The organism is Pseudoalteromonas simplex, assembly GCF_015278155.1.
Lineage (GTDB): Bacteria > Pseudomonadota > Gammaproteobacteria > Enterobacterales > Alteromonadaceae > Pseudoalteromonas > Pseudoalteromonas simplex.
Window position 1 is genome coordinate 1 of sequence record NZ_JADILN010000005.1, and the last position, 24,679, is coordinate 24,679.

At 39.8% G+C, this 24,679-nt stretch carries 22 protein-coding genes; 9 read left to right on the plus strand and 13 right to left on the minus strand.

Going from position 1 to position 24,679, the window contains the following annotated elements; all coding sequences use genetic code 11:
* Positions 1-644 (plus strand): transposase (locus IRQ78_RS11450; RefSeq protein WP_194442245.1); only part of this gene is annotated, 644 nt, incomplete at its 5' end.
* Between the two features lie 293 nt (positions 645-937).
* Here the strand turns inward: IRQ78_RS11450 and gdhA are convergent.
* From gdhA to IRQ78_RS11465, 3 genes are all read right to left on the minus strand, one after another.
* Positions 938-2,290, minus strand: a complete 1,353-nt coding sequence (gene gdhA, locus IRQ78_RS11455; protein ID WP_194442247.1) for an NADP-specific glutamate dehydrogenase — start codon at positions 2,288-2,290, stop codon at positions 938-940.
* Between the two features lie 75 nt (positions 2,291-2,365).
* A complete protein-coding gene (locus IRQ78_RS11460) occupies positions 2,366-2,851 on the minus strand; it encodes a hypothetical protein (RefSeq protein WP_054554751.1) in 486 nt (161 codons plus the stop codon).
* A 2-nt stretch (positions 2,852-2,853) separates the two neighbouring features.
* Positions 2,854-5,043: an LruC domain-containing protein gene (locus IRQ78_RS11465; protein WP_194442249.1), complete on the minus strand. Its 2,190-nt coding sequence runs from the start codon at positions 5,041-5,043 to the stop codon at positions 2,854-2,856.
* Positions 5,044-5,268: 225 nt separating this feature from the next.
* Between IRQ78_RS11465 and IRQ78_RS11470 the strand changes: the two genes are divergently transcribed.
* Positions 5,269-7,422 (plus strand): ATP-binding protein, encoded by a 2,154-nt coding sequence (locus tag IRQ78_RS11470; protein WP_194442250.1) that lies wholly within the window; start codon positions 5,269-5,271, stop codon positions 7,420-7,422.
* Here the strand turns inward: IRQ78_RS11470 and IRQ78_RS11475 are convergent.
* The 4 genes from IRQ78_RS11475 to IRQ78_RS11490 form a co-directional block, all read right to left on the minus strand.
* Positions 7,415-8,809, minus strand: coding sequence for a M28 family metallopeptidase (locus tag IRQ78_RS11475; RefSeq protein WP_194442252.1), 1,395 nt, complete (start codon positions 8,807-8,809; stop codon positions 7,415-7,417). The two genes, IRQ78_RS11470 and IRQ78_RS11475, sit on opposite strands and share 8 nt — an antisense overlap.
* A 116-nt stretch (positions 8,810-8,925) precedes the next feature.
* Entirely contained in the window at positions 8,926-9,834 is a 909-nt protein-coding gene (locus IRQ78_RS11480; protein ID WP_194442254.1) for a sensor domain-containing diguanylate cyclase, read from the minus strand.
* A 61-nt stretch (positions 9,835-9,895) separates the two neighbouring features.
* Positions 9,896-10,291 (minus strand): VanZ family protein, encoded by a 396-nt coding sequence (locus IRQ78_RS11485; protein WP_054554745.1) that lies wholly within the window; start codon positions 10,289-10,291, stop codon positions 9,896-9,898.
* A 3-nt stretch (positions 10,292-10,294) separates the two neighbouring features.
* Positions 10,295-11,125 (minus strand): alpha/beta hydrolase, encoded by an 831-nt coding sequence (locus tag IRQ78_RS11490; RefSeq protein ID WP_194442257.1) that lies wholly within the window; start codon positions 11,123-11,125, stop codon positions 10,295-10,297.
* 159 nt (positions 11,126-11,284) lie between these two features.
* On the opposite strand from IRQ78_RS11490, the gene IRQ78_RS11495 reads away from it, so the two are divergent.
* The gene (locus IRQ78_RS11495; protein WP_194442259.1) at positions 11,285-13,132 is read left to right on the plus strand and encodes an ABC transporter ATP-binding protein; all 1,848 of its coding nucleotides are present in this window, start codon (positions 11,285-11,287) and stop codon (positions 13,130-13,132) included.
* Between the two features lie 74 nt (positions 13,133-13,206).
* Here IRQ78_RS11495 and IRQ78_RS11500 read toward each other — a convergent pair whose 3' ends face one another.
* Positions 13,207-13,623 (minus strand): MAPEG family protein, encoded by a 417-nt coding sequence (locus IRQ78_RS11500; protein WP_194442260.1) that lies wholly within the window; start codon positions 13,621-13,623, stop codon positions 13,207-13,209.
* Between the two features lie 310 nt (positions 13,624-13,933).
* On the opposite strand from IRQ78_RS11500, the gene IRQ78_RS11505 reads away from it, so the two are divergent.
* Positions 13,934-15,133 carry an Nramp family divalent metal transporter gene (locus IRQ78_RS11505; protein WP_138601855.1) on the plus strand — a complete coding sequence of 400 codons (1,200 nt, stop codon included), beginning with the start codon at positions 13,934-13,936 and terminating at the stop codon, positions 15,131-15,133.
* Between the two features lie 66 nt (positions 15,134-15,199).
* Here the strand turns inward: IRQ78_RS11505 and IRQ78_RS11510 are convergent, their stop codons facing one another.
* The 3 genes from IRQ78_RS11510 to IRQ78_RS11520 form a co-directional block, all read right to left on the minus strand.
* Positions 15,200-16,426 (minus strand): amidohydrolase family protein, encoded by a 1,227-nt coding sequence (locus tag IRQ78_RS11510; protein WP_194442263.1) that lies wholly within the window; start codon positions 16,424-16,426, stop codon positions 15,200-15,202.
* 11 nt (positions 16,427-16,437) lie between these two features.
* Positions 16,438-17,820 (minus strand): amidohydrolase, encoded by a 1,383-nt coding sequence (locus IRQ78_RS11515; RefSeq protein ID WP_138617575.1) that lies wholly within the window; start codon positions 17,818-17,820, stop codon positions 16,438-16,440.
* A gap of 112 nt (positions 17,821-17,932) precedes the next feature.
* Positions 17,933-18,718: a hypothetical protein gene (locus tag IRQ78_RS11520; protein ID WP_194442264.1), complete on the minus strand. Its 786-nt coding sequence runs from the start codon at positions 18,716-18,718 to the stop codon at positions 17,933-17,935.
* A 356-nt stretch (positions 18,719-19,074) separates the two neighbouring features.
* Here IRQ78_RS11520 and IRQ78_RS11525 point away from each other — a divergent pair, with 356 nt between their 5' ends.
* On the plus strand, positions 19,075-19,437 hold the full coding sequence (locus IRQ78_RS11525; protein ID WP_054554737.1) for a DUF3718 domain-containing protein: 363 nt from the start codon (positions 19,075-19,077) through the stop codon (positions 19,435-19,437).
* 53 nt (positions 19,438-19,490) lie between these two features.
* Here the strand turns inward: IRQ78_RS11525 and IRQ78_RS11530 are convergent, their stop codons facing one another.
* The gene (locus IRQ78_RS11530; RefSeq protein WP_054554736.1) at positions 19,491-20,186 is read right to left on the minus strand and encodes a hypothetical protein; all 696 of its coding nucleotides are present in this window, start codon (positions 20,184-20,186) and stop codon (positions 19,491-19,493) included.
* A 112-nt stretch (positions 20,187-20,298) separates the two neighbouring features.
* On the opposite strand from IRQ78_RS11530, the gene IRQ78_RS11535 reads away from it, so the two are divergent.
* Positions 20,299-21,159: a fructosamine kinase family protein gene (locus tag IRQ78_RS11535; RefSeq protein WP_054554735.1), complete on the plus strand. Its 861-nt coding sequence runs from the start codon at positions 20,299-20,301 to the stop codon at positions 21,157-21,159.
* A 228-nt stretch (positions 21,160-21,387) separates the two neighbouring features.
* Positions 21,388-21,591: a CPXCG motif-containing cysteine-rich protein gene (locus tag IRQ78_RS11540; RefSeq protein WP_054561385.1), complete on the plus strand. Its 204-nt coding sequence runs from the start codon at positions 21,388-21,390 to the stop codon at positions 21,589-21,591.
* Here the strand turns inward: IRQ78_RS11540 and IRQ78_RS11545 are convergent.
* A complete protein-coding gene (locus IRQ78_RS11545; RefSeq protein WP_194442266.1) occupies positions 21,588-22,229 on the minus strand; it encodes a riboflavin synthase subunit alpha in 642 nt (213 codons plus the stop codon). The genes IRQ78_RS11540 and IRQ78_RS11545 overlap by 4 nt on opposite strands.
* Positions 22,230-22,323: 94 nt before the next feature.
* On the opposite strand from IRQ78_RS11545, the gene IRQ78_RS11550 reads away from it, so the two are divergent.
* Positions 22,324-23,682, plus strand: a complete 1,359-nt coding sequence (locus IRQ78_RS11550; RefSeq protein WP_194442434.1) for an MATE family efflux transporter — start codon at positions 22,324-22,326, stop codon at positions 23,680-23,682.
* Positions 23,657-24,676 (plus strand): DUF3080 family protein, encoded by a 1,020-nt coding sequence (locus IRQ78_RS11555; protein WP_194442268.1) that lies wholly within the window; start codon positions 23,657-23,659, stop codon positions 24,674-24,676. The genes IRQ78_RS11550 and IRQ78_RS11555 overlap by 26 nt, the downstream gene beginning before the upstream one ends.
* The last annotated feature ends 3 nt before the right edge of the window (positions 24,677-24,679 follow it).

The following is a 24,679-nucleotide window of genomic DNA, read 5'->3' on the forward strand; positions in this document are numbered from 1 at the left end:
GCGAATTGCTAACAAAAGCAGAGCTTTCTGCGGTTAATACCAGAGTAAATTTATATCGAGAGAGGCTCAGTAGCATCAGTTGGTTTATGCGCGTTCTTAATGAGAGTATTGCACGACAAGCAAATCAAGAAGATGACTGTAAAGGTCGTTTTTGGGAAGGTCGCTTTAAGTCACAAGCATTACTTGATGAAGCAGCTCTTGCAGCTTGTCTTGCGTATGTTGACCTAAACCCTGTAAGAGCGAAAGCGGCTGATTTACCTGAGCAATCTGACTACACCAGTATAAAAACACGCATTGAGTCAGCTCAAAATAATAAGCAACCAAAGTCACTTATGCGCTTTGCAGGTAAACCACGTAAGCATATGCCTAAAGGTCTGCCATATGAGCTCAAAACATACCTGCAACTCGTTGATTGGACTGGTCGCTCAATACGAGAAGATAAACCAAGGAAAATCCCTGAAGATGCATTACCAATACTTGAAAGACTAAATATTTGTACTGACAACTGGCTTACACTCACCACTTCCTTTACCCGCTCATTTAAAAATACTGCAGGTAAAGAACAAGCAATCACAGCTTACACAAATCACATGAAACGAAAGAGAAGAAGCTCAATAACTAATAGCCAAGCTTTGTTTTGTTAATCTATTAAAACTACAAAACAATACTAATAAATAGCTATTGATATAAATAGAAATATCGACGTTCTGAAATTACTTATGATATAAATTAAATAGCTAATTTTTCAGATAGAGCAATAATTAAGCACCAACTCCCTACTTTCATCTAGCCGAGATAAATCTAAATTATGCGATACTGCACTCATATCAATAAATAAAATGGGTGTCTTTATTGTTTATGTAAAAAATGGATGTCTCTTTAATTACATTTTAAATTCTTAGAACAAAAGTGGGTGTCTAATTATATTGTCAAATCACTAAACAACACCTTGCTTTAACATTGCATCTGCAACTCGTTCAAACCCCGCTATATTCGCACCAAGCACCAAGTCGTGTTCATTAGAGTACTGCTTGGCAGTAACTGAAATAGTATTAAAAATGGATTTCATAACTTGCTGAAGTTTTTCATCAACTTGCTCAGATTGCCACTTTTGCATACTGGCATTTTGAGCCATTTCGAATTGGCTCGTCGCCACACCTCCAGCATTTGCGGCTTTGCTTGGCCCTAAGTAAACGTTGTGCTCTTTGAAAATCTTCATTGCTTCAGGTGTAGTTGGCATGTTGGCACCTTCGCACACAGTTAAACATCTGTTTTCTACAAGAGCTTTAGCATCACCTTTAGTAATTTCATTTTGAGTCGCACATGGCAAAGCAATGTCTGCTTCATATCGCCAAACTTGATGACCGTCAGTTGGGTATTGATTGACAGGTGTGAACTCAGCATCTTTATGTTCATTCAAATAATCTCTAAGCTCAGCACCACGTTCACTTTTTAGATGCATCACTAATTTTACGTCAAGCCCATTCTTACTATATAGCGTGCCCTTCGAATCGCTACAGCTAAGAATCACAGCATCGTACTCATCAAGCTTTTTCATCAGATAAAGTGCAACATTACCAGCACCAGACACTAAGCACCGTTTTCCTGTTAAAGAGTCGCCTTTCGCATCTAACATAGCACTTAGAAAGTAAGCAACGCCGTATCCTGTTGCTTCTGTTCTTAAAGAAGAGCCATTTAATGATTCAGGTTTTCCTGTTAAAACGCCACTAAATTGGTTTGTGATCCGCTTGTACTGCCCAAACAAATAACCGATTTCCCTAGCGCCAACGCCTATATCACCGGCGGGAACATCTGTATTAGCACCTATATGACGGAAAAGCTCAGTCATGTATGACTGACAAAAACGCATAATTTCATGGTCGCTTTTGCCTTTGGGGTTGAAATCAGCACCACCTTTACCACCTCCTAACGGTAAACCTGTCAATGCATTTTTTAAGACTTGCTCAAAGCCCAAAAATTTAACCACACTTTGGTTAACGCTGGGGTGAAATCGTAGGCCGCCCTTAAAAGGACCTAACGATGAACTAAATTCAATTCTAAAACCACGATTAACCTGAACATTTCCAAGATCATCAAGCCAAGGAACCCTAAATATGACTTGCCTTTCTGGCTCTACTAATCGTTCAACAATAGAGTTTTTTTGATACTTATCATTAATCTCGAGATATTGATTAATCGAAGACAGAACCTCTTCAACAGCTTGATAAAACTCCGTTTCATTTGGATTAGAACTCTTTACTGATTTTAACACTTGCTCTATGTATTCCATCACTCATTCCTCTTCAAGCTGTTGAAAATAAGATTCTTACAAATTAAACTCATTTACGTAAAGAATCGATCACTCTTACCTAATCGTAAACACCATTGGCTGCTCACTATCATTTTTCCAATAATAACGTAAAGGCTCACTCTGAGTGTCATAAAACCACACCTCGGCCACCAGCTCTAATCCACTGTTAGCTAACATTAAACTAGATGACAGCTTGCTCTGTACCAATGGTGCACGAAGCAAACACTGGTTATAATCGGCTTTATCGTCGTCGCCTTTAAGACATATGTTTAAAAAGGCTCTGGTGTCACCAATATTCAAATCTACATCTACATCGAGCTCTAATTTACTACTTAAATTAAACTCAGGAGCAATCGTTAAATCATTCATCGTCTCAGGATCCACGCCAGTAGCCGGAGGTGTTGTCTCAGGTGGCGTTGTATCTGTTGTAGGTGCTTGCGTTACATTTGTTCCAGCACTTTCAGTTGCAGAGTCGCCTTCACCACCGCCACCACACGCAGCTAACATTAAGCTTATGATCACTAAAGTATAATGTTTCATAATTATTCTCCTCTTGAAATCACGTTAGCAGGTTTAGCATTGTTGAACCACATTGGCTTTTCTTGTCCTTTTGATTCTGCAAATGCTTTAAAGTCGCTGTATGCATGGGTAATATCTACCCCTTCTTTAGGGTGAGCCCACGAAGTACCTACTTCAATTGCCCAAGGTAGACCTGTTTCGGTTTGGAAGTAAAAACCCTGCGCACTGTCAGATGAATCATCAGACTCTGCGAAAGAAAATAGTTGCATATCAAATTTTTCTGTCGGCTGCTGATTCTTAAGGTGAACCTCCCAGCTTCTAGGGTCTTTACCAACCAAGGCTTCACCATGATAGTGTCCATCAGCTGCAAATATGAAAGGATCTAATGTGTACTTAGGTGCATCAGCGGTCGCTGTACCTGGTAATAAATCAATAAACAATGAAAACGTGACTTTACTATTGCTATCACAACCCGTCTCGGTTCTAAAATAATTACAATTAGACTGTTTATCAATGTAATCCCAAGTATCAGGCATAATCACGAAAATAGCATCTTCAGTATTTTGCTCTAAGATCTCGTGCGTTTGTTCAAGACCATTAATCAGTAAACTAGTTTTTTCAGCATTAATTTGGCTACGTAAAATGCGTTTATCATTTGAACCTTCCACAGTCTCATATAACCTAACTGCAAAGCCATTATGAAAATCAGCACCTATCCCAACTAGCTCACCTTCTATTTTGTAACCTGTAGCCACACCATTTTGATCTATAATTGTAGTTCGATAGTTTATAACTAAATCATTGAAGTCATAATCTCCAGAAAATGGCCATTTATCCTCAAATGCAAGTGTTACCCAGCTATTTTCTCCTGGGTAAACTAGGCTTCCCAATGTTGTTACAGAGTAATCTTCTACCTCCCCACCAATAACACCACCACTTGCTGTAATTGGGTTGGTTTCACTACCATCAGTTACACGAAAGCGAGACCAGGTTGATCCCATAACGGCATCATCAGGAACATTAACCAAAATGCTATTATCGCCTTGGTTTAACCGATATTTAGACACCGTAATTTCATCCGCATCAAATTGGTAATTCTGATCCCAATCAAACCATGCGTATAGATATGTCTCGTCATTTGCAGAGGTAACAATAATTTGACTGGTATTGCCTGCTACCAAATCAGTGACGAACTTAACGCCGTCATCTGATTGATCATCAGGTGTTAAAAGTAAGTCTGAACGTGTATTAATATTCTCGCCATCTACTGTAGCACCTAAGTAAACCAAATTAGTTTGATCTGCATTTGGGTCAAATAAATGTCTTGCGCCACTGTCTTCGAGTGAGGTTTGATAAGGAGCTGGTGCATCACCAAAATCGATTGAATTATCCGTTACCTTTACCTCAGCAATTGCGCAGCGTGCACCATCATTTTGATTTGATGTAGGCCCTAAAGTAAACACCGCAGCAGTTGGCGTGTAACCGTTTACAGGGCTGATGCTAAGGTCTACTTTGTGTATTTTACCGCTTCGGTTATTACTAAAATAAAACTGTCCTTTTACATCAAAATACCCAGCACCATTCGCTCCGGTATCACCAGCTATATCTAAGTTCGCCACAAATGTGGGTGTCTGATTATTAAGATCTATTTCGTATAAGTCGCCATTTGATTCAACTGCATACAAAAGGTTGCTATTAGGATGAAAAGCAAAATCATAAATAGCTAACCCCCAGCTAGCTGAACCCGCAACTAAATCAGCTTGATATTCATCAGCAGGCTCTGTCAAATCAATACCGTACAATCCGAATTTGGGATGATACAAATAATATACCGCCTGATTAGTTTCACTATTTACATGGATGTCACCCACATAGAAGTTAGTATCAGGCAGACCGTTAACCACGAGTCGTTCTAGTTGATAATCATCACCAATTTTGACAACACTCTTCGGGCTTTGCTTACTAAAGCCATACATATATTGGTCTTTATAGTTAAAACCCACAGCATTTACGCTTTCATTGTTTGTTTCGTCACTAAAGTTTAATGACGGTGCTAATACTGTCGCTTTAGCAGAGACCAAATCAATTCCAAACATTTGTGCAGGTGTACCTTGTATTAGAAATGCTTTACTTGGGCATTCTTCAAACGGAGCTGCGCTTACATAACTAGTGGCAAGCACAGATAAAAGACAGACGGGTATTTTGCTTTTCATAATTACACTCTCCTGTGGTTATGTAATTATTTAAAGCAGCAATTGTTCCAAAATATAACTCATTAAAAAATAAGGTTTTAAATGTTTTTTGCAGATCCTTTTTGCAAGATGCAACCATCTATATCGCAAAATGCAATTCTTTTTAATCACAAAAAACAAATTTACTCAACACAAAAGCATGATGTGCTAGAATTGCTTCAGAAAAAATAATAATAAATGTTAAAAATGAACTTTAAAGCTCTTGTTATTCTGCTGTGTACCTTGTCATTTGCATCAATTGCGTCAACTCTACAAGGCCACATTGATGAAGCTAGAACAATAAGCGATTACCAAGAACGCTATAAATATTTAACAAATATAGATAAACGCCTTATTGAATCTGCCAGTTTTGCTGAGCAATTAAGCTTTAATGTTAGATTAATTCACGTTCATATACACCTAGGTCAGTTTCAACAGGCGCAAAATATAGTAGAAGAACTTGAGTCTTCTCCAAAATATAAAAGTGACTCCTCTATTTATAGCGAATTGTATTTAGTCAAAGCTCGATTGGCATATAGTGCAAATAAACTAGAATCTGCAATTCACTTATCTCAACAAAATGTCGCGCTGTTTCAGCGTTTGCAACTCACCGATTACGAAATTGATGCCGTTGCGAGCCTTGTCAGTGCTTATCATAATGCAGGTGAATATCAAGCAGCCTTAAACTTGCTTGAGGTTTATATTCACGACAACAATCGAGAATTATCCTTAAAGCAAAAAGAAATGCTCTACCATGGTTATTCGCGTAATCTTGAACAGTTAGACCGGTTAACCCTTGCCCTAGAATATAAGCTAAAACGCCGTGAAGTTATTCAGCAAATGTCGCCGTCTATTTCATTACAAGCAGGTATAAGTTATTCAATTGCCCAAAGTTATTTAGATTTAGAACAATACGAAAAAGCAAAGAGCGAGTTTATTACAGCCCTTAGTTTTGATAGGCAAACGGGTTCACTATCTGATATCGGACATAGTTTAGTTAAGCTATCCCAATGCGAATATGGACTTAAAAACTACCCTGCAGCACTTGCATACGCACAAGAGGCTAAGCAGGTCTTCGCTAGTTATAACAGTACGCGAAATACTGCCTGGGCAAACCATAATATTGCGATAAATTTGCTCGAAATAGATAAACCTGACCAAGCATTAAGCATTGAAAAACAAGTGCTCATTGAACTCAAGCAAGACGATCACTTATATATAGATGTATTACTTACATTAGCTAAGCTGTACATTGGCTCTACTGAGCACGAACAAGCTAAACATTATGCTGAGCAAGCCTACCAGTTAAGTAAACAAAAAAATAAGCTGCAAAAACAAATCATTGCCCTAGAACATTTGATAACTGTGACAGAAAAACAAGCTGATTATAAACAAGCCCTGTCGTATCAACGTGCTATTACAGAGCTTGAAAAAGGCTTTGCCCGTAACAACTACAACCAGCGTTTAGCTGAGCTACAAAACTCCATTGCAATGCGCGACCGCGATTTAGCAATACAAGATTTAAAACTTCAAGACAATGAAAAAAGCCAAGCTATTGCCGCACAACGTCAAGCTATTTTATACAGCGTCTTATTATTTAGCCTGCTTTTAGCTGCAATGGGCATTGCTTTATTAAGAATAAGACAGAGAAAACAGCTTATTGAACAGCGCCGAAATTATCTGGATAAACAAATCAGTCAACGTAGTAAGTTATTATCACAAGTAGCTCACGAACTAAGTGGTCCATTAACAGGGTTGCGCTTACACCTTGAAACGCTCCAAGCAGGCCTAACCCAATTTAATGAGCTTACTTACGAAAAACTTAACCAAAAAATCACCGACATGGCAACTTTAGTGACTGATTTAAATAAAATTTCACTTTTAGAACAAAGCAGTTTTCAGCTCAACGTAACAACAGTTAATGCGGCTGAGTATTTCCAAAGCTTACACGCAGATATGCTGATCCAGCTTGAAAAATTTGAAGTGACATTTACACAAAATGTTGCTGATGAACTAAGTTTTGAGTGCGATGCAACACGGCTTTCACAGTTATTTGCAAACTTAATCAGTAATTCGCTTAAGTACACAAATCACCCTGGTAAGATTAATTTGACGATTAGCCAAAACCAAACACAGCTTTTAATCTGCTATGAAGATTCATCCCCTGGCATCAGCGACGAGAGTTTAGCAAAGATTTTTGACCATCTTTATAGAGTGCCTGACTTAAAAACAGTGAAACAGTCAGGTTCAGGAATTGGGCTTGCGATAGTAAAACAAATTGTCGAAGCCCATAACTGGCGTATTACAGCAGCTCATAGCGAACTGGGTGGTGTCCGCTATGACTTAACGATTGCTATTTAGCAGATTTGTCTGGCCATTCGAACGCGCCAACATCGCCAGGAAATACAACCGGTGATTCAATACCGTCTTTGTTTACAGCCGCAACACCAAAATAGTAGTTATCGATAACAACATTTTTAAGGGTTGCTTCGGTTACCTTCCCAACATCGCGGCTAAACTGCCATTGTGGCTCACTGGTATAACGCCAATAGATTTTATAACTGACCACCGTTGGATCATCACTTTTATGCCACGCTAATGTTGTACTCGGCTTTACGGCACCTGAAATACTAACACCCGTTGGCGGCGCTGGAGCCCACGCCATTGAAGCCATTGTCACTGCATTGAGTGACGTTAATTTCGCCGCATAGGCAAAATCAACATGGTCGATGGTGTCACCATAAGTAATACCATTTTCAGTACGTAAGTCTTGATGCTGTTGATTATAGTTTTCGTTTGTCTCCATAATACGCACAGCTGCAAAGCCAACATCGTTAAATGGACGATGGTGCCCTCCTCGACCAAACCGATCGAGTCGATATACCAACATGGTATCTAGATTCTCGATGTAACGATCTGCGATTGTATCTATGTAGCGCGCAAGGTTACGACTTGCTGAGTCAACCTCACCACCCGTAAAACGGCGTTTATGAGCCTGGTCTTTCGTTTCAATAACGCGTGTGCCTTCAGAGAAAATACGTGCAGTTGTGTTATCTGTTACACCATTAATGCCCGTTGAATTACCAATCATGTCATTGTTTAAAACACCATGAACACGCCAATCATGCTCTTGTGCATATTTAGCTAAGATTTTACCGCCATACAAGCCTTGCTCTTCACCAGATAATGCTGCGTAAACAATTGAGCCGTTAAATTTATACTTTGATAAAACTCGCGCCGATTCAAGCACGCCAGCCACTCCAGATGCATTATCGTTAGCCCCTGGCGCATCTGAGGTATAGTCCATAACATCAGACACTCTCGAGTCAATATCACCCGACATCATAACCATACGGTTTGCATCAACTTGACCACGCTGTATAGCCACAATATTGACCACGTCAACCGGGTTTGGAATACGCTTTTCACCGGAGATAGTGTCTTTTACCTCGATGATTTCTAGGCAGTTACCGCAAGCTTTAGAAATCGCCTCAAATTCAGACTTGATCCAACGTCTTGCAGCACCAATACCGCGCGTATCTGATTTCGTCTCAGAGAGAGTATGGCGAGTGCCAAAATCAACCAGCGTTTGAATATCTTGCTCTATACGTGTTTTAGAAACAGCACTTGCAATATCATGCAAAGCTTGTTGATCTATATATTGAGGTGTTGTGGCATGAGCTGCCGAGACCAATAACAGCGATGAGCTAAACAAAGCACCCGTTGTTGTTATTTTACGCTTTAACATAGTTTCACTCCTTCAATGAATCATTAAAGGCTAACTAATATTTCATTTCGCGCAATAGTAATGCGTTAGAAAACAAATTAATAGGTTAAAACATTTTTCCGATAAAGCTATTAATACTATTTAATATTTTTAGTGCCTGATAACTTTATTCCCTCGTTATAAAACACCAAGCGATTACCCCCTTCATACTTAGCTTTGTACATAGCTTTATCTGCACACTGTATTAAGAATTCTGCATCACCATAATGCTCTGGAAAGAGAACTGCACCAATACTTGGGGAATAACACAGTTCATCATCATTAAAAACTAAAGGCTTACATATTTCACGACTTAGTTTATCAGCAATTTTTTTTACATCAGCTTTGCGTTTTACACTTTTTACAACAATTACAAACTCATCCCCTCCCAAACGGCCAACTATGTCGTCTTTATCCAATACATGGCGAATTCGCATGGCAATAGTTTTTAATAGCTTGTCGCCAGCACTGTGGCCGTGAATATCATTGACTTGCTTGAAGCCATCAATATCGATAAACAATACCGCAATAATTGCAGAAATAGTATTAGCAGTGGATAGTGACTCTTCTAGTTGGGTAATTAAAAAGCTACGATTAGGGAGATTAGTGAGTGGATCGTGCCCAGCCATGAATATGAGTTTTTGCTCAAGCTTTTTCTGTTCTGTTATATCATGAGCAATCGCTACTCTAACTTGCTTTTCTTTTGACCAATAGACAGACCACAAGACATGGACCACAGTACCGTCTTTTTTCACCCACCGATTTACAAACCTTGGATGTAGATTATCTGTCATTATCTGATTGATAGCATTAATGGTTTTTGCTCTATCTTCGGGATAAACAAAGTCCAACATTTTTCTATTGATGGCTTCTTCTGGTGCGTATCCGAAAATTGTTTCAAAGGCTGGATTAGTAAACAGCAAGGTGCCTTTTACATCTACTACGCAAACAGCATCAAGTAATAGCTCAATAATATCTGACAAATAATCTGAGGTATTTTTGTTCATACGCAACTTTTAGGCTAGCACTATACTGAGTATAGACGAAACCTAACAAGTCACTGAAAGTTTAGACCTTGGGTGGATATAACTTTTTGCTAAGCCATGCAGATATGGCACTAAATATTGCGATACCAGTAAAATCTGCAATTAAATCAACAAAGTCTAATGTTCTCGATTCAATAAAAAATTGGCTTAGCTCTTCTAAAATCACAAACGTACTCACAATCAACACAGCTAAATAAATAGGCCGTCCAGCAAGGTTCAATGTTTTAAACTTAAAGGCAAGGTTTATGAATAACGTAAGTAGTCCAAATAAGCAAAAATGCCCCAACTTATCACCGTAAGGAATGGCCGCAACGAGTTCGAAAAACACCGACTTTTGCCCAGTATTGGCAAGATAAATAACCCAACCAATAAAAGCGAAAAAGCCGATAGCAATTAACACCAGAATACGTTGAAGCATCTTTTATGGCGCCATATGTGAGGTTAAAAATAAAAATTGGTAGGCAATCACTTTATTCCAATAGTGCCAGTCATGAATACCCGGACGCTCAACATAGTCATGGCGGATGCGCATTTTTAACATCGCCTGGTGTAGCGCTCGGTTTTGCTCAATAAAAAAGTCATCAACGCCTATATCAAGCATAATAGGTAAGGTATCAGCGCCCTTTTTCCATGCCGTATTGCCAGCAGCAATTTTATGGAGGTTGTTAATAATGGCAATGCTATCCCATTTTTCTTTGTTTTCAGCATAACTGCCGAGTACTTTTTCAAGGTCAAACTCTGCACTAAAGGGCCTAACATCAACCCCAGCAGATATCCCTGAAACTGCTGCAAACTGTTCTGGGTGATTTATTGCAATGTGCAAGGCACCAAAGCCACCCATTGATAAGCCTGTTATTGCACGGCCACTTTTAGACCGATTAGTCGAATATTCAGAATCGATATAATTTAGTAAATCGTCTGCAATGTAGGTTTCGTATTGCGAGCTTTTGTCGATATCAGAATCGAGATACCACGAACCGAAGTTGCCATCTGGGTTAACAATGATGACATCATATTGGTCTGCCAGTTTTTCTATGTTTGTAAGCTTAGTCCAATCGCTGTGATTGCCACTGTAGCCATGTAATACATAGATAACATTGTATTTTTTTGAGTCCTGATAGCCATCAGGTAATGTCACCGTTACGGGTTTTTCGATGCTGGTTTTTTTGCCCTTAAATATGTGGGTGTCGGTTTGGTAGGCACAAAGCGGTAAGCTAAAAACGAGGGACAGCGTACAAAGCAACTTTTTCATCATTAATTCCTTTTTCTTATTATATTTTCATTTCTCACACTAGATGTAAATAACTGAATAGTTGATAGATTTTAATCTTAGTTTTTAAATTAAATGAACTGCTAAAAAACCACTCAAATGGTATAGTAAGGCCACTTTGATTTTTAAAAAGCGTCGTCTATGTATCGTTTATTTGAACGGATGACTAATCCGTTTCCTAAAGAGCAACCCTCTCAGCCACCTAATAGCTTATTTGCTTTTTGCCGTCACTATACTCGTGGCATGGAGCTTTCATTGCTGCTGATGTCGTTAAGCGCCGCTGCACTCGCTATTTTAGAAGTATCGCTATTTAGTTACATGGGCCAGCTTGTCGATTGGCTTGGTCAATACACCCCAGATACCTTGTTTGTAGAACAGCAGGCTGAGCTTACAAAAATGGCGGTTATGTTGCTGGTGGTGTTACCTATTGTCGTGTTCTTTCACTCAGCGGTTTTACATCAAGCGCTGCTTGGCAACTATCCTATGTCTATCCGTTGGTTAGCGCACCGTTATTTGCTTCGTCAGAGTGTTAGTTTTTATCAAAACGAATTTGCCGGCCGTATTGCAACTAAAGTGATGCAAACCTCATTAGCTGTTCGTGAATCGGTGATGAAACTGCTCGATGTACTAATGTATATCGTGGTCTATTTTGGCGCCATGGTGTTTTTGGTCGCAGAATCTGACTGGCGTTTAATGTTGCCATTATTGGTTTGGCTGGTTTTGTACGCCGCTATTCAAATGTATTTTGTACCTAAGCTCAAGAAGGTAGCAAGCTCACAAGCGGATGCGCGCTCAGAAATGACCGGACGTGTAGTTGATAGCTACACTAACATTTCTACTATCAAATTGTTCTCGTACACACAGCGAGAAGAACAATATGCAAAAGATAGTATGGATGTGTTTTTACAACCGGTATATAAGCAAATGCGCTTAGTTACTAGCCTAAACTTCTCTATCAACACGCTAAATTACTTATTGGTATTTAGTATTGCTGCCCTCTCTTTATATCTATGGTCAATTAGCGCCATCAGTGTTGGAGCTATCGCCATTGCGGTGAGTTTATCACTGAGACTAAACGGTATGGCACAGTGGATCATGTGGGAGATCAGTAGTCTATTTGAAAACATTGGTACTGTTGCTGATGGTATGAAAACCCTATCAACGCCGATTGAAGTGGATGATAAAGAAAACGCAAGCACTCTTACTGTTAATGAAGGGTCGATAAGCTTTGAGAATGTGCAATTTAACTATGGTAAAGCTGCCAACGAGACCCTCCGCGGCCCTGTTATCAATGGCTTAAATTTAGATATTAAACCGGGTGAGAAAATAGGTTTAGTAGGTCGCTCTGGTGCAGGTAAATCTACCTTAGTGAATTTGTTACTGCGCTTTTATGATGTTGACTCAGGTACGATTTCTATCGATGGTCAAAACATCGCTGAGGTAAGCCAAGAAAGCTTACGTAAGCACATTGCGATGGTGACGCAAGATACCTCGCTGTTACACCGCTCAGTAAAAGATAACATTCTTTATGGCAGACCCGATGCTACTGAAGATGAAATGCTTGCAGCCGCAAAGCAAGCAGAAGCAATTGAGTTCATCGAAGACTTAGAAGACAGCAAAGGCAATAAAGGCTTTGCCGCACAAGTTGGTGAACGCGGTGTGAAGCTTTCTGGTGGTCAACGTCAACGTATTGCTATTGCACGAGTCCTTCTAAAAGATGCACCAATTCTAATCTTAGATGAGGCAACCAGTGCCCTTGATTCTGAAGTAGAAGCCGCAATTCAAACTAGCCTAGACGATTTAATGACCGGCAAAACAGTTATTGCCATTGCGCACCGCCTATCAACTATTGCGCAAATGGATAGACTCATTGTGCTTGATGAAGGTGGCGTGGTTGAACAAGGCTCTCACGAGCAACTAATTGCCCAAGATGGTATCTATGCTGCCCTATGGTCACACCAAACAGGTGGCTTTATTGGCGTTGAGTAGCTAGGTTTTCAGTATTAAAAAAGGCATTGTATGAGCATTCATTCAATGCCTTTTATATATGTTAGCAATGCTGTTTAAATCAAACGTAAACCAATTAAAACAAGCATCACACTATTTGCCAAAGCAGCGATTAAAAAGAAATAGCTGCGTGGGCTTGGATTCTTCTCAGTTGCTACACCATAATACAGCAGCATATGAATGATCCTGGCTATCACATACACCCATATACACAGTGCAAATGCGCTGCTGTTCAAGTTTAAAAAGAACCCAAGAAATACGCTACCTAAAAATAACGGGCTATTTTCTAAGGTATTCATAAATGTGCGATGTGAACGAAATACAAAGCTATCGTGGCTTAATGAATTATCGAGTTTACCAGGCACCGCATTGGGCTGTTTGGCTTTAGTGACAGCAGCAACCACCCACTGAATTGTCAGCATAATCAGGTAAACATACACGGCCGCATATGCTGAAAGAATAAGTTCAGGCATTTTCATTTCCTTTAGTTAAAAGCATATAGACTTACACTTTGCAAGATACCTACCAAGCCAAAACTTAAAGCAAACCATTGATTTTAGGTGCATTTACTTTAATTTCGTTATGCGTACTGTGCCATTACTACGTACTGTATATAAAAATTACAGTGTGGATTGGTCTAAGTTCAACTCGCTAACTTTAAGCGATTCACCTGTTTTACTTTACCCATACTAAGTCTGTCTATACTCTATATGGTCTGTTTTCTAAAACATTAGCTGTTTTGCTAATAGTTAATGTATAAAAATAATAATAAAAGGTTTTATTATGCGTTTAGGGCCCGGACTGCTAGTCACCGCAGCTTTTATTGGACCAGGTACCATCACCACGGCAAGTGTTGCAGGTGCTAATTTTGGCTTTGCTCTTATTTGGACGTTATTGTTCTCAGTTGTAGCGACGATTTTGTTGCAATCAATGGCTGCTCGTCTTGGTGTTGCTACAGGACTTGATTTAGCATCTGCACTCAGAACCACGATTCAAACACCGATTTTTAAAGCCCTGGCTGCCATATTAGTGATCAGTGCAATTGGTATTGGCAGTGCAGCCTATGAAGCAGGCAATCTGACTGGTGCCAGTTTAGGACTGCAAGAAATACTCCCTTCAGTGAGTCCACTACTCTGGACTCCCCTTATTGCGATTCTAAGTGCAGTGCTCTTGTACACTGGCAAACATAAAGTCATTGAGGGTGCGTTAATTGTTTTAGTAGTCTTGATGAGTTTAGTGTTTATTTCAACGCTGGTGATGGCGGCTCCGCCACTTGGTGAAGTGCTAAAAGGATTTATACCTAGCTTACCTGATAATTCAATTACCACGGTACTTGCCTTGATAGGTACAACCATTGTGCCCTACAACCTGTTTTTACACTCTGGGGTACTTGCAGAAAAACACGATAGTTCAAAAAATATCGACAAAGTAATCAAAGAAACAAACCTTGATACCGGTATTTCGATAACTTTAGGTGGCATAATCACGTTAGCTATCTTATCAACAGCCTCTGTGGCATTTTATGGTACCGATGCAGGTAAAATTTCAGCGGCCAATATGGCTGTGCAACTTGAGCCCCTTCTAGGTGGTATGGCTCATTATTTCTTTGCTATCGGTTTATGTGCAGCTGGGCTTACTAGCGCAATAACTGCACCGCTTGCGGGTGCTTACGCTGTTTGCGGCATGCTTGGTTGGTCAACACAAATGAGTGATACACGTTTTAAACTGGTTGCTATCACTATCCTTGTTTTCGGTGCACTGGTCGCATCGCTTGGGCTTGATCCGGTTGCGGTTATCATATTTGCGCAAGCTGCCAATGGATTATTACTTCCAATTGTTACCTGTTACCTTGTTTGGTTAGTGAATCAAAAATCGGTGATGAAAGGATACACTAATTCGCTTTTACTTAACCTTGTAATTGTGCCAGTAATACTGCTTATATTTGGCCTTAGCCTTTATAAACTAAGCAATCTAATTTTTTAGCTTTTAGTTTGAAAATATGTATTAAAAAAAGGCCGCAAATTTGCGGCCTTTTTATATGTTGAGCACTTATTTAGTATAAGCGCGTGGCATCGCTGAATCAGTTGTATAACGGTCGCGTAGTTTGTCTTGACGCGCTTCGGTTGAAACCTCTTCACCGTTGATCCACATTTTGCTTACGTGTGAGTTAAGCTCAAATGGATCAGCAGACCACATAACTAGGTTTGCACGTTTACCTTTGGCAATTGCGCCTGAGTTTAAACCAAAAACATCAGCAATATTGCTGGTAACTGCGCTAAGTGCACCTTGTTGGCTCATACCGTATGACACAGCATTACCTGCATCAAAACGTAATTGGTATACATTGTGGCTTGAGTCACCAGCAACACCAATAATGACTTTTACACCGGCTTTTTCAAGCTTACCTGCGTTAGCAAGATTTGCATGCATAGAGTCAAAGCTACCCGGTAAGTTAGCCATAGAGCTGATGATCACAGGTACATCCGCTTTAGCTAGAGCATCTGCAACCACAACAGCATCATCACCGCCATGAATCACTAAATTGATGCCATAGCTTTCTTTTAACTTAACAAGTTCATAGATGTCTGATGCGCGTTGAACACTGGCAATCAGTGGCATATCACCAGCAAGCACAGCTGCTAAAACTTTTTGCTCTGTTGATGGCTCTTTTTTGTCATCTTTTTTAGCTGACTTTTCGCCTTCAAGCTTGTCGATAAGTGTTTTCATCGACATAGCACGTGAGCCTTTACTCTTTTCACCTAAATGAACAACAAGTGCAACTTGCTTTTTATTTACGCTTTCAAAGCTACCTGATAGATCAACTACAGATGCAAGACCCGCAAAGATACTGTCACCGCCGTTTGGTACAATCACGTCTTGAGTAATGCCGCCTTTGCGTGCATAAGGAATTAAGCTACTGCGTGGGTTGAATGCAAGGCTTGGATCAAAATCAATGCCCGCTTTGTCATCACCACCATCACGCGAACCTGCAACAGCACCCACTTCGACTAAGCCTAATTGGTTCATAGTACCAATAAAGCCTGCAGTCACGATTTGGCCTTTTGCATCAATGGTTGTATCCGCGTTGACAGTCGCTGGGTTAATAGCAACAATTTTGCCATCTTCAATAACAACGCTTGCGCCTTCAAGTACGCCTTGCTCTGTTGAAGTATGTAGTGTTGCATTGACAATCGCTACTGATGCAGCACTTGCTGTCGCAGAAAATAAGCCAGCAGCAACAAGTGACAGCTTTAATGATTTAGTTAATTTTGTCATCAATGTTACTCCTATTTTTGACCTAGCATGAAATCACTTTGTGCTTGGTATTTATCATCGTTACGATCATAAACTTTGGCACCATCGATAAATACTTGTTCAGCTTTCGCATAAACACTGAATGGGTTTTGGTTCCAAATAACCACATCAGCTTGCTTACCTGCTTCAAGTGAACCTGTTTTATCATCAATACCTAGCGATTTAGCCGCGTTTGAAGTGATCCACTTAATTGCGTGTTGCTCAGAGATGTCGTAACCCACATCATTCGCGCGATACATCACTTTACCGGCTTCTTGATTTAAGCGTTGAATCGTTGTATCAGAATCAGAGTGAACAACGGCACATGAATTTTTAACAGCATCTACAATTGCTACGTTCTCTTGAACCATGTCGTAGGCTTCCATTTTAAAGCCCCACCAATCTGGCCAAAGTGCCGCACAGTTACCGTTTTCAGCAAGTAAGTCAGCAATTTTGTATGCTTCAACACCGTGATGGAAAGTACCTGAGTGATAACCAAACTCTTTACCGAGGTCGATCATCATGGCCATTTCTTCTGCTTTATAACAGTGGTTATGGATTAATATGTCACCTTCTAACACACCTGCTAGCGTATCTAGCTTGATGTCGCGGTGAGGTGCTGCAGGGTTTTTACCTGCGGCATAATCACTTTCGTATTTATCCCATTCACGTTTGTATTCAGTCGCTTCAATCCACGCTGTGCGGTAGCCCGCCATGTTACCCATACGCGTTGATGGTAAAACACCTTTGCGGCCATAAACACGTTTCGGGTTTTCACCACATGCCATTTTTAAACCATATGGTGCTTCAGGAAACTTCATACCTTGCATCGTGTGCGAGGGAATGTTTTTAAGCGTTACACCGCGGCCACCAATTAAGTTTGCTGAACCAGGTAGAATTTGTAATGACGTAATACCGCCTTCACGAGCACGGTTAAAGCCAGGATCTTGTGGCCATACTGAATGCTCAACCCATACTTCTGCAGTCACAGGGCTGGTCATTTCATTACCATCTTGGTGAGATGCTACTGATGGAGTTGGGTATGCACCTAAATGTGAATGCACGTCAATAATACCCGGTGTTACCCATTTACCTTCTGCATCAATTGTTTTATCAGCTTGTACAGAAAGGTCTTTACCTACTTGTTGTACTTTGCCATCAACAATGAATACATCTGCGTTATCTAAACGCTCACCTGTGCCGGTTAAAACTGTGGCATTAGTGATTAACGTACTTTGTGATGCAAGTGGCTGATAAGTGCTTGGGTATGGGTTTTTGTTAATTGAGACTTTTGGATCTTGTGGGCCATTGTCTTGACAACCCGCTAACGCGACACCAAGCGCCATAACCAACAAGGATGGTGCAAATTTTTGCATTCTTACGTTCCTCTTTTTTATTATTTAATTACTTTAACTAATTGTTAATTCTAATGCGAGTAAACGAGGCCAGTCACCAATATTCAAGACGAATAACCAGCCTCACAGAGCACTATTTCTTTATGTAGTTGTTATATAACTGCTCTAACGCACCTTCGGTAGTTAAGCTCGGATCTTTGTTGATAAAATGTTTCACAGTTCGAGTTACAAAGTCTGAGTTTTGCTTGTGCTGCTTGGCAAAACTTTTAATCAGTGAATCTGCATCGTTAGCTGCGGTTATTTTTTCGTGTCGATGGCGGTATTGACTCAATGCACGGTTAAAATCACCATTATAATCTTCGACCACCAGCTTATAGAATTCTGTTCTGTCGACTTGTAAATCATTAATGCAGTAATTAAGCGCGTCTTTAAAGTCATAAAAGACTTTGCCTTGCACATCAAATTCGGCACGTTTCTCGCGAATAGTGACACTGGCATCTTCAGTTGCATAACTATAACCTTGAAATGCTATTCGCTCTGCCGCCTCTGCACCTAACTTCATGCCTGCTTTAATACTGTGCACAAACTCATCACTCATATCGTGAAGTTCACTTTCATGCCACATGTGATAAATTCTCAGCGCTTTTGCATATTTTGCAGAAAGTTTCTTTTTTAGCTTTGTCACTCGCCCATCAATAGTTAGCACTCGTTCGTTATGCAGTAATGCAAAGCACTCATAACATGCTGGAATTGATATAAATTCGGCCTCTTCACCTAAATCTATAATGCTTTGCAGCATATGCAGTGGCGGACAAAAATCTCGCTCAGTTGCTTCACAACCACAATAAAAACATTGATTAAAGTGTTTTGATTCAGATGCATAGGCTTGTTGATAATAGCCTGCTAATTTTGTGGTCACTGATGCTCCTTATACTCTGATTAGCCTTTTAAAGAAAAGCTAGAGTTAATACTTAAATGTAACAGCCACGTAAATATCAAGTCTTAAATACGAGCTAATACAGGATTTTTAAAAATTAATTAAAAAATTTTAAGGCTAATTGTGTCAACATTCACACTTTAAAATAGCACTTATCAAGCGGTTAGTTTTGTTTGTTCACATCTACATACTTACTTACATCTTGTCGATTCTCATTAACAGCAATTGTTTTTGTTTAGCGTAATACTTTAAATGTGCCCAGCAAACAGGAAATGTGCAGTATCCATAATAGCCAGGTCGCACAAATGTTACGTTATAGACAACAACTGGAGAGAAAGATGAATACGTTAACTACAGCACTAGGTACAGCAATAATTTTAGGTTCTTCACTAGCAGCAACTGATGCAAGTGCAGCCCAATTTGTCGCAGCAGATAACTCAGTTGGCACTCAAGCGTGTATGGCTATTGCATCAAATAAGCCACTCAATGTAATCGGAACTATGCGCGATTTACGCTTAAGTAAACGAGTAATGACAGAAAAACTATTTTGCAATGATATGCCAACTAATAAGTTTGTTAGCACTTATGGGTTGCATAACTCTGCGAAATACTTAAATTTTGACATAGCAACAAAAACCAGTATTCAAGATATCGCTAACGTATCTGATGACACTGTGATTGTAATTGCAGGCTCAAAATAATGATGAATACACAGTAGCAGGTCTTTGAAGGCCTGCTACAAATTCCTTCTTCATTAGACTAGCGCAGCTATCAGGCCAAATAAGCCGCCAAACACCCCACCCCAAATTACTAACCAACCTAAATGTTCTTTGATCATGGTTTGAATAATATCTTTTACCATGGTTGGTGTAAGCTCATTCAATCGTTCATCAACTAAACGCTCAACTGTACTGTGTAATGAGCCACCAAGGTGAGATTTTGCAAATAGCTTTTCATCAAGAATGGTTTTAAATTCGTCGCTATTCGAAATATCAATAACCGCCTCTTTCATTTTTTCAATGAAAGGTTCGCGCATTGGCTCGAGCGCATCACGGCCACCAAACATCGACAGCATGCCACCAAATTGAGAGTTTTCGATAACCTCAATTAAAGAGTCATAAGCCGGACTTAAATTAACTTCACTGATCACAGGCTCTAAATCAATATTTGGTTTAGCGAGCGCCATGACCTGATCGATTTTTTCTTCAGCGAAGAACTCGGTCATTACCAAGTTACGAATCGCCACCTTAAAAGACGCAAACTTTAATGTTATAACACCAGAGCCGTATAAAAATGGTACTTTTTCGAATAGCATGTGAATAGCAAGCCAGTTTGTTACTGCGCCCGATAACGCAAATAAACCAACAGAAAGCACAATTGCTTGTTCAAATAAAAATCCAACTAATACTAAGGCAAGTGCCACTAAGTTAGTAATGAGACTTTTATTCATCTGACCCCTCATAAATACTTCGATAAACTTTAACAATATTAACGCTATGGGTTTGTTAATTCATCGTCTTTTTGCCATAGTTTAATTATATGGTTAAAAGGTGAACAAAATTATGTGGAATTCGGTGAATGAACAGATTAGCCAAGCGATGCATTTTGATTTTAAGCATACCTTTAAGCGCCAATTACAATCACCCAATAACGATAAATACTTCCAAATTGGCGATGATTTACACCACTTCTTTGTGAAAGTCGCTCACTTAAGTGATCTGGAGCGCTTAGAGTGCGAAGCCTTTAATCTAGAGCTGTTAACTCAAGAAAGCTTATTTATGATCCCAGATTGCATCACCACAGGTTGCAATATTGAGTTTTCATTTATCGTGCTTGAATGGTTAGAACTTGATAAACAGCCCCATACCAATTGGCATGAAATGGGAGAACACCTTGCTCATTTACACCAAAAGCATACCCAAGCCATGTTCGGCTTAGATAACGACAACTTCCTTGGCCCTACTCTACAACCAAATCGTTGGCACAAAAAATGGGATGTATTTTTTGCTGAAGAACGCATTGGTTGGCAATTGCAGTTATTACAAGAAAAAGGCATTGAGCTTGTGAATCAAGACACCTTCATCGCTTTTGTTAAAGACGCACTGCATAGCCATATTGTAGAGCCTTCGTTATTACACGGTGACTTTTGGCGTCGAAATATGGGCTTTTATAATAATGTACCCAGTGTATTTGACCCTGCTTGTTATTATGGTGATCGGGAATGCGATATCGCAATGAGTGAGCTTTATGCACCACTTCCCGATAGCTTTTATGACGCCTATAACGATATCTACCCATTGCAGGTAGGCTACGAGCAACGTAGGGCCATCTACCAACTATACCCTATGCTCAATAATGCCAATATCTTTGCAGGGCACTATCTTACTGAAGCAAAACAACAAATTGATCAGCTCCTGAAATAAGCTAAAAATCACTGTAAAAGGAATGTCACAAACCGCTAAACACAGCTATATTTAGCTTATAAAGCGTATTAATAAAGATGCTAACCGAATTGGTAGCACTACGCTTAAATAAATTCGGTTAGTGAGTTATATCAATCTTATTAAATCTAAATTCATTTTTGATGAGTTAGGGTTTAATGAAGATTGCAATTTAACGAACTCAGGCATGCCTGATTAAGGTAAAAGCTGATGAAAGACCAATACACACAACGGATTTCATGCCCTCACTGTGGCCACCACATTCACGTCGCACTTGATGCAAGTGACGGTGACCAAGATTACTATGAAGATTGCGCAGCATGTTGCAATCCCATCCATTTGAATATGCATATCGATTACGCACACAACAAACTCGAATTACATGTCGATAGTGACGACGAGCAAATTTTTTAATTTGCTCGTTTTATATGTCCTTCTTGCGAGAGATAATTTTCGACCGTGTTGATAATGGTATAAGTTTGCTGATCGACTTCGATATTTAACTTATCCCCTTCGCGGTAATTATCGAGATTGGTAATAGAGAGTGTTTCTGGGATTAAGTGCAACCAAAAGCCCTGCTCATCAACTTCACCTACAGTGAGGCTTGCCCCGTTAACGCTCACAAACCCTTTGTACAGCACGTATTTTTGCCACTCTTTTGCTAATGCTAATTGCATTTTACAGTTGTCTTGATGGTGGTTAATTGAAAGTATCTCGGCCATACAATGAATGTGGCCCGACACGATATGCCCGCCCAGTTCAGTCCCAAAAGTCACTGAACGTTCAAAATTCACCGTATCATTGACAGCCAGCTTACCTAGGTTGGTTAACTTCAATGTTTCATCAATCACATCAAAATTTATAACACAGCACCCTTGAGTGTCTGATGCAAACTTCACCACGGTTAAACAACAACCATTAATGGCTATGCTAGCGCCGATATTCAGGTTTTCAGCGTATTGCTGTTCTACTTGTAAAGCTAGCCTTAGTACACCGCCTTGGTTAGTAGCATCAACCACAACGGCTTGCGTTTGCACAATTCCAGTGAACATCGCTTTCTCTTTTCTTCATTAAATAGATAACTGCGATTTTTATTGATCTATGAATAGATTACAATGGCTGTCTGTTTATTTAGTTGTGTATTTTATGTCTTTTTGTAGTTGGGAAGCCAAAAGGTTAATTTCGTTAGCCATTCCTGTTTTTTTGGCACAGGTAACCCTTATTTTAATGACGGTTGTTGATACCGTGATGGCAGGCCAAGTGAGTGCAACAGATTTGGCGGCACTTTCTATTGCAACAGGTATTTGGAATCCGTTAATGCTTGCGTTGCAAGGCATATTATTGGCGTTAACCGGTATCATTGCGCAGTCTGCTGGTTCAAACGATAAACAAGGTATTAGTCATTATTTTCAACAGGGCCTGTATCTGGCGTTAGTACTTGCCATAATCGGTTTAGGGCTGGCAAGCCTTGCTGATACTGTGCTTAGTCAATTAGATACTTCACAGTCTATTACCCACTTAGCTGAGCAATACATTCATTTTGTTAAATGGGGTATTTTTGGTTTTTTACTTTTCAGTGTGTACCGCAATATCACTGAAGGTATGGGAATGACCAAACCTGCTTTTTACATTAGTTTAATTGGCTTAGCAGTTAATATTCCGGCCAACTACGTATTTATACATGGTAAATTAGGTTTTCAAGCCTACGGTGGCGCGGGCTGTGGTATTGCCACAGCGCTGGTATTTACAGCAATGGCGTTAACTCAGGTTATTTATTGCCACTTTAATAAAAAGATTGATGCCAAAGCATTGCTAGCCAATTTCGAAGCGCCAAAGCCCGCTACTTTGTGGACTATCACCAAAGTAGGTATTCCAATTTCATTAGCTACTTTTTTTGAAGTAACGCTATTTGCTTGTATTCCTTTGTTTATAGCACACTTAGGTGCAGTTGCTGTTGCCGGTCACCAAATTGCAGCCAGTGTGACGACATTACTGTTTATGATGCCGTTAAGCCTCTCAATTGCCATTAGCATTCGAATAGGCAATTTGTTTGGCCAACAACACTATCAGCAGTTAAAAAATGCCGTTAAAACGAGTTATATTCTCGCGGCAATTATTGCTTTTTTACTGGCAAGTGTGACCTTTTTTGCTCGAGATATTATAAGCCAATTGTATTCTGACAACCCTGAAGTATTAGCTCTTGCTTCTTCAATCATGGTACTTGCTTGTATCTACCAGTTACCAGATGCCCTGCAAGTTTCTGCCAATGGTATTTTACGGGGATTAAAATACACGGCACCGATTGGTTATATCACCTTTGTATCCTATTGGTTGATCGGCTTTGCGCTTGGCTTCGTACTTGCTCGTACAGATTTAATTGTTCCAGCACTGGGCCCTCATGGCTTTTGGATAGGCATTATTGTGGGGTTAAGTGCCGCAGCAATTATGTTGATGTTCACTGTTCATAGGCGATTTAAACATGCACCTTTTTTGCAAAACCAATAGCCTTTTAAACTCTATCATCGCAACAGCGTGTGTGGCACTTATTGCCTGCACGCCCTCCTCCGGTGATGTAAATCACACCTACGCGCAAAGATTAGAAAACGTACTTAAAACCGAAAGTTTTAAACTCTCTAAACCAAGTACACTCACTGTTAACCACTTTTCTGAAAATACTGAAGTTAAAGCAACCATTGGCATGCTTGAACTTGCCCAGTTACGTCAATGTAAACTCGCAACTCTTATTGCTGAACATAATAACCAGCTTGGCAAAACAGCAACGCCTGCTAATGTTCTTAGTTATCAAATTAAGTTTATTCAAAGCGCAAATGAGTGCTTAGAAAGCTTTGATGAACGAGATGAATTATTTGAAAAAATAAAACTCACCGCAATACAAAAACAAGCAAACCTTGCTAACTACTTTAGAGCTATGCTGCTCAACGAAAGCGAGTTTAAGCAAAGCTGGCAGCTAAGCTCGACACACATTGATGAAAACACCGCAGGTTTTAGCGAAACCGTGAGCGCGATGGAGCAAATTGCTAAGTTAAACAATCAAATTAATACCGGCAAAATAAACGCTATAGAGCCAGAGCAAATCATCAACCAACTCGAAGTATTAAATCGTTTTAAATACAACAAGCTACTCATTTCTGCGGCTCGTGTGCAAACACATTACAATCAACAATTAACAGCGCTGCTCATGAAGTATTCAAAAGATGATCTCTGCCCTGCAAACAAGAATAAACAAAAAGCGCAAACGTTGAGTAATGTGTTTAAAAAGTTTTATTTAGAGCAACTACAGCCTTATCAATCATTCTTAGTGGGTCGATTAGAAACTCTACAACCTCTTTACCAGCAAATATGGCGTGACACAGAATTGGCCCAGTTTGTAAATAGCGAAAGTAATGACGCAATTTTACAAAGTCTTAAGCACTCTGCGAAAAGCCATGTTGCTTGGTGGCAAGGTTTTTACAGAACGTGCGAAATTAGTCCGTTATGAATA

What these genes read in the sequence shown, in the direction of transcription:
- gdhA (WP_194442247.1), bottom strand. Translation starts at nt 2,290, where the DNA reads ATGGAATACATAGAGCAAGTGTTAAAATCAGTAAAGAGTTCTAATCCA.
- IRQ78_RS11460 (WP_054554751.1), bottom strand. Translation starts at nt 2,851, where the DNA reads ATGAAACATTATACTTTAGTGATCATAAGCTTAATGTTAGCTGCGTGT.
- IRQ78_RS11465 (WP_194442249.1), bottom strand. Translation starts at nt 5,043, where the DNA reads ATGAAAAGCAAAATACCCGTCTGTCTTTTATCTGTGCTTGCCACTAGT.
- IRQ78_RS11470 (WP_194442250.1), top strand. Translation starts at nt 5,269, where the DNA reads ATGAACTTTAAAGCTCTTGTTATTCTGCTGTGTACCTTGTCATTTGCA.
- IRQ78_RS11475 (WP_194442252.1), bottom strand. Translation starts at nt 8,809, where the DNA reads ATGTTAAAGCGTAAAATAACAACAACGGGTGCTTTGTTTAGCTCATCG.
- IRQ78_RS11480 (WP_194442254.1), bottom strand. Translation starts at nt 9,834, where the DNA reads ATGAACAAAAATACCTCAGATTATTTGTCAGATATTATTGAGCTATTA.
- IRQ78_RS11485 (WP_054554745.1), bottom strand. Translation starts at nt 10,291, where the DNA reads ATGCTTCAACGTATTCTGGTGTTAATTGCTATCGGCTTTTTCGCTTTT.
- IRQ78_RS11490 (WP_194442257.1), bottom strand. Translation starts at nt 11,125, where the DNA reads ATGAAAAAGTTGCTTTGTACGCTGTCCCTCGTTTTTAGCTTACCGCTT.
- IRQ78_RS11495 (WP_194442259.1), top strand. Translation starts at nt 11,285, where the DNA reads ATGTATCGTTTATTTGAACGGATGACTAATCCGTTTCCTAAAGAGCAA.
- IRQ78_RS11500 (WP_194442260.1), bottom strand. Translation starts at nt 13,623, where the DNA reads ATGCCTGAACTTATTCTTTCAGCATATGCGGCCGTGTATGTTTACCTG.
- IRQ78_RS11505 (WP_138601855.1), top strand. Translation starts at nt 13,934, where the DNA reads ATGCGTTTAGGGCCCGGACTGCTAGTCACCGCAGCTTTTATTGGACCA.
- IRQ78_RS11510 (WP_194442263.1), bottom strand. Translation starts at nt 16,426, where the DNA reads ATGACAAAATTAACTAAATCATTAAAGCTGTCACTTGTTGCTGCTGGC.
- IRQ78_RS11515 (WP_138617575.1), bottom strand. Translation starts at nt 17,820, where the DNA reads ATGCAAAAATTTGCACCATCCTTGTTGGTTATGGCGCTTGGTGTCGCG.
- IRQ78_RS11525 (WP_054554737.1), top strand. Translation starts at nt 19,075, where the DNA reads ATGAATACGTTAACTACAGCACTAGGTACAGCAATAATTTTAGGTTCT.
- IRQ78_RS11530 (WP_054554736.1), bottom strand. Translation starts at nt 20,186, where the DNA reads ATGAATAAAAGTCTCATTACTAACTTAGTGGCACTTGCCTTAGTATTA.
- IRQ78_RS11535 (WP_054554735.1), top strand. Translation starts at nt 20,299, where the DNA reads ATGTGGAATTCGGTGAATGAACAGATTAGCCAAGCGATGCATTTTGAT.
- IRQ78_RS11540 (WP_054561385.1), top strand. Translation starts at nt 21,388, where the DNA reads ATGAAAGACCAATACACACAACGGATTTCATGCCCTCACTGTGGCCAC.
- IRQ78_RS11545 (WP_194442266.1), bottom strand. Translation starts at nt 22,229, where the DNA reads ATGTTCACTGGAATTGTGCAAACGCAAGCCGTTGTGGTTGATGCTACT.
- IRQ78_RS11550 (WP_194442434.1), top strand. Translation starts at nt 22,324, where the DNA reads ATGTCTTTTTGTAGTTGGGAAGCCAAAAGGTTAATTTCGTTAGCCATT.
- IRQ78_RS11555 (WP_194442268.1), top strand. Translation starts at nt 23,657, where the DNA reads ATGCACCTTTTTTGCAAAACCAATAGCCTTTTAAACTCTATCATCGCA.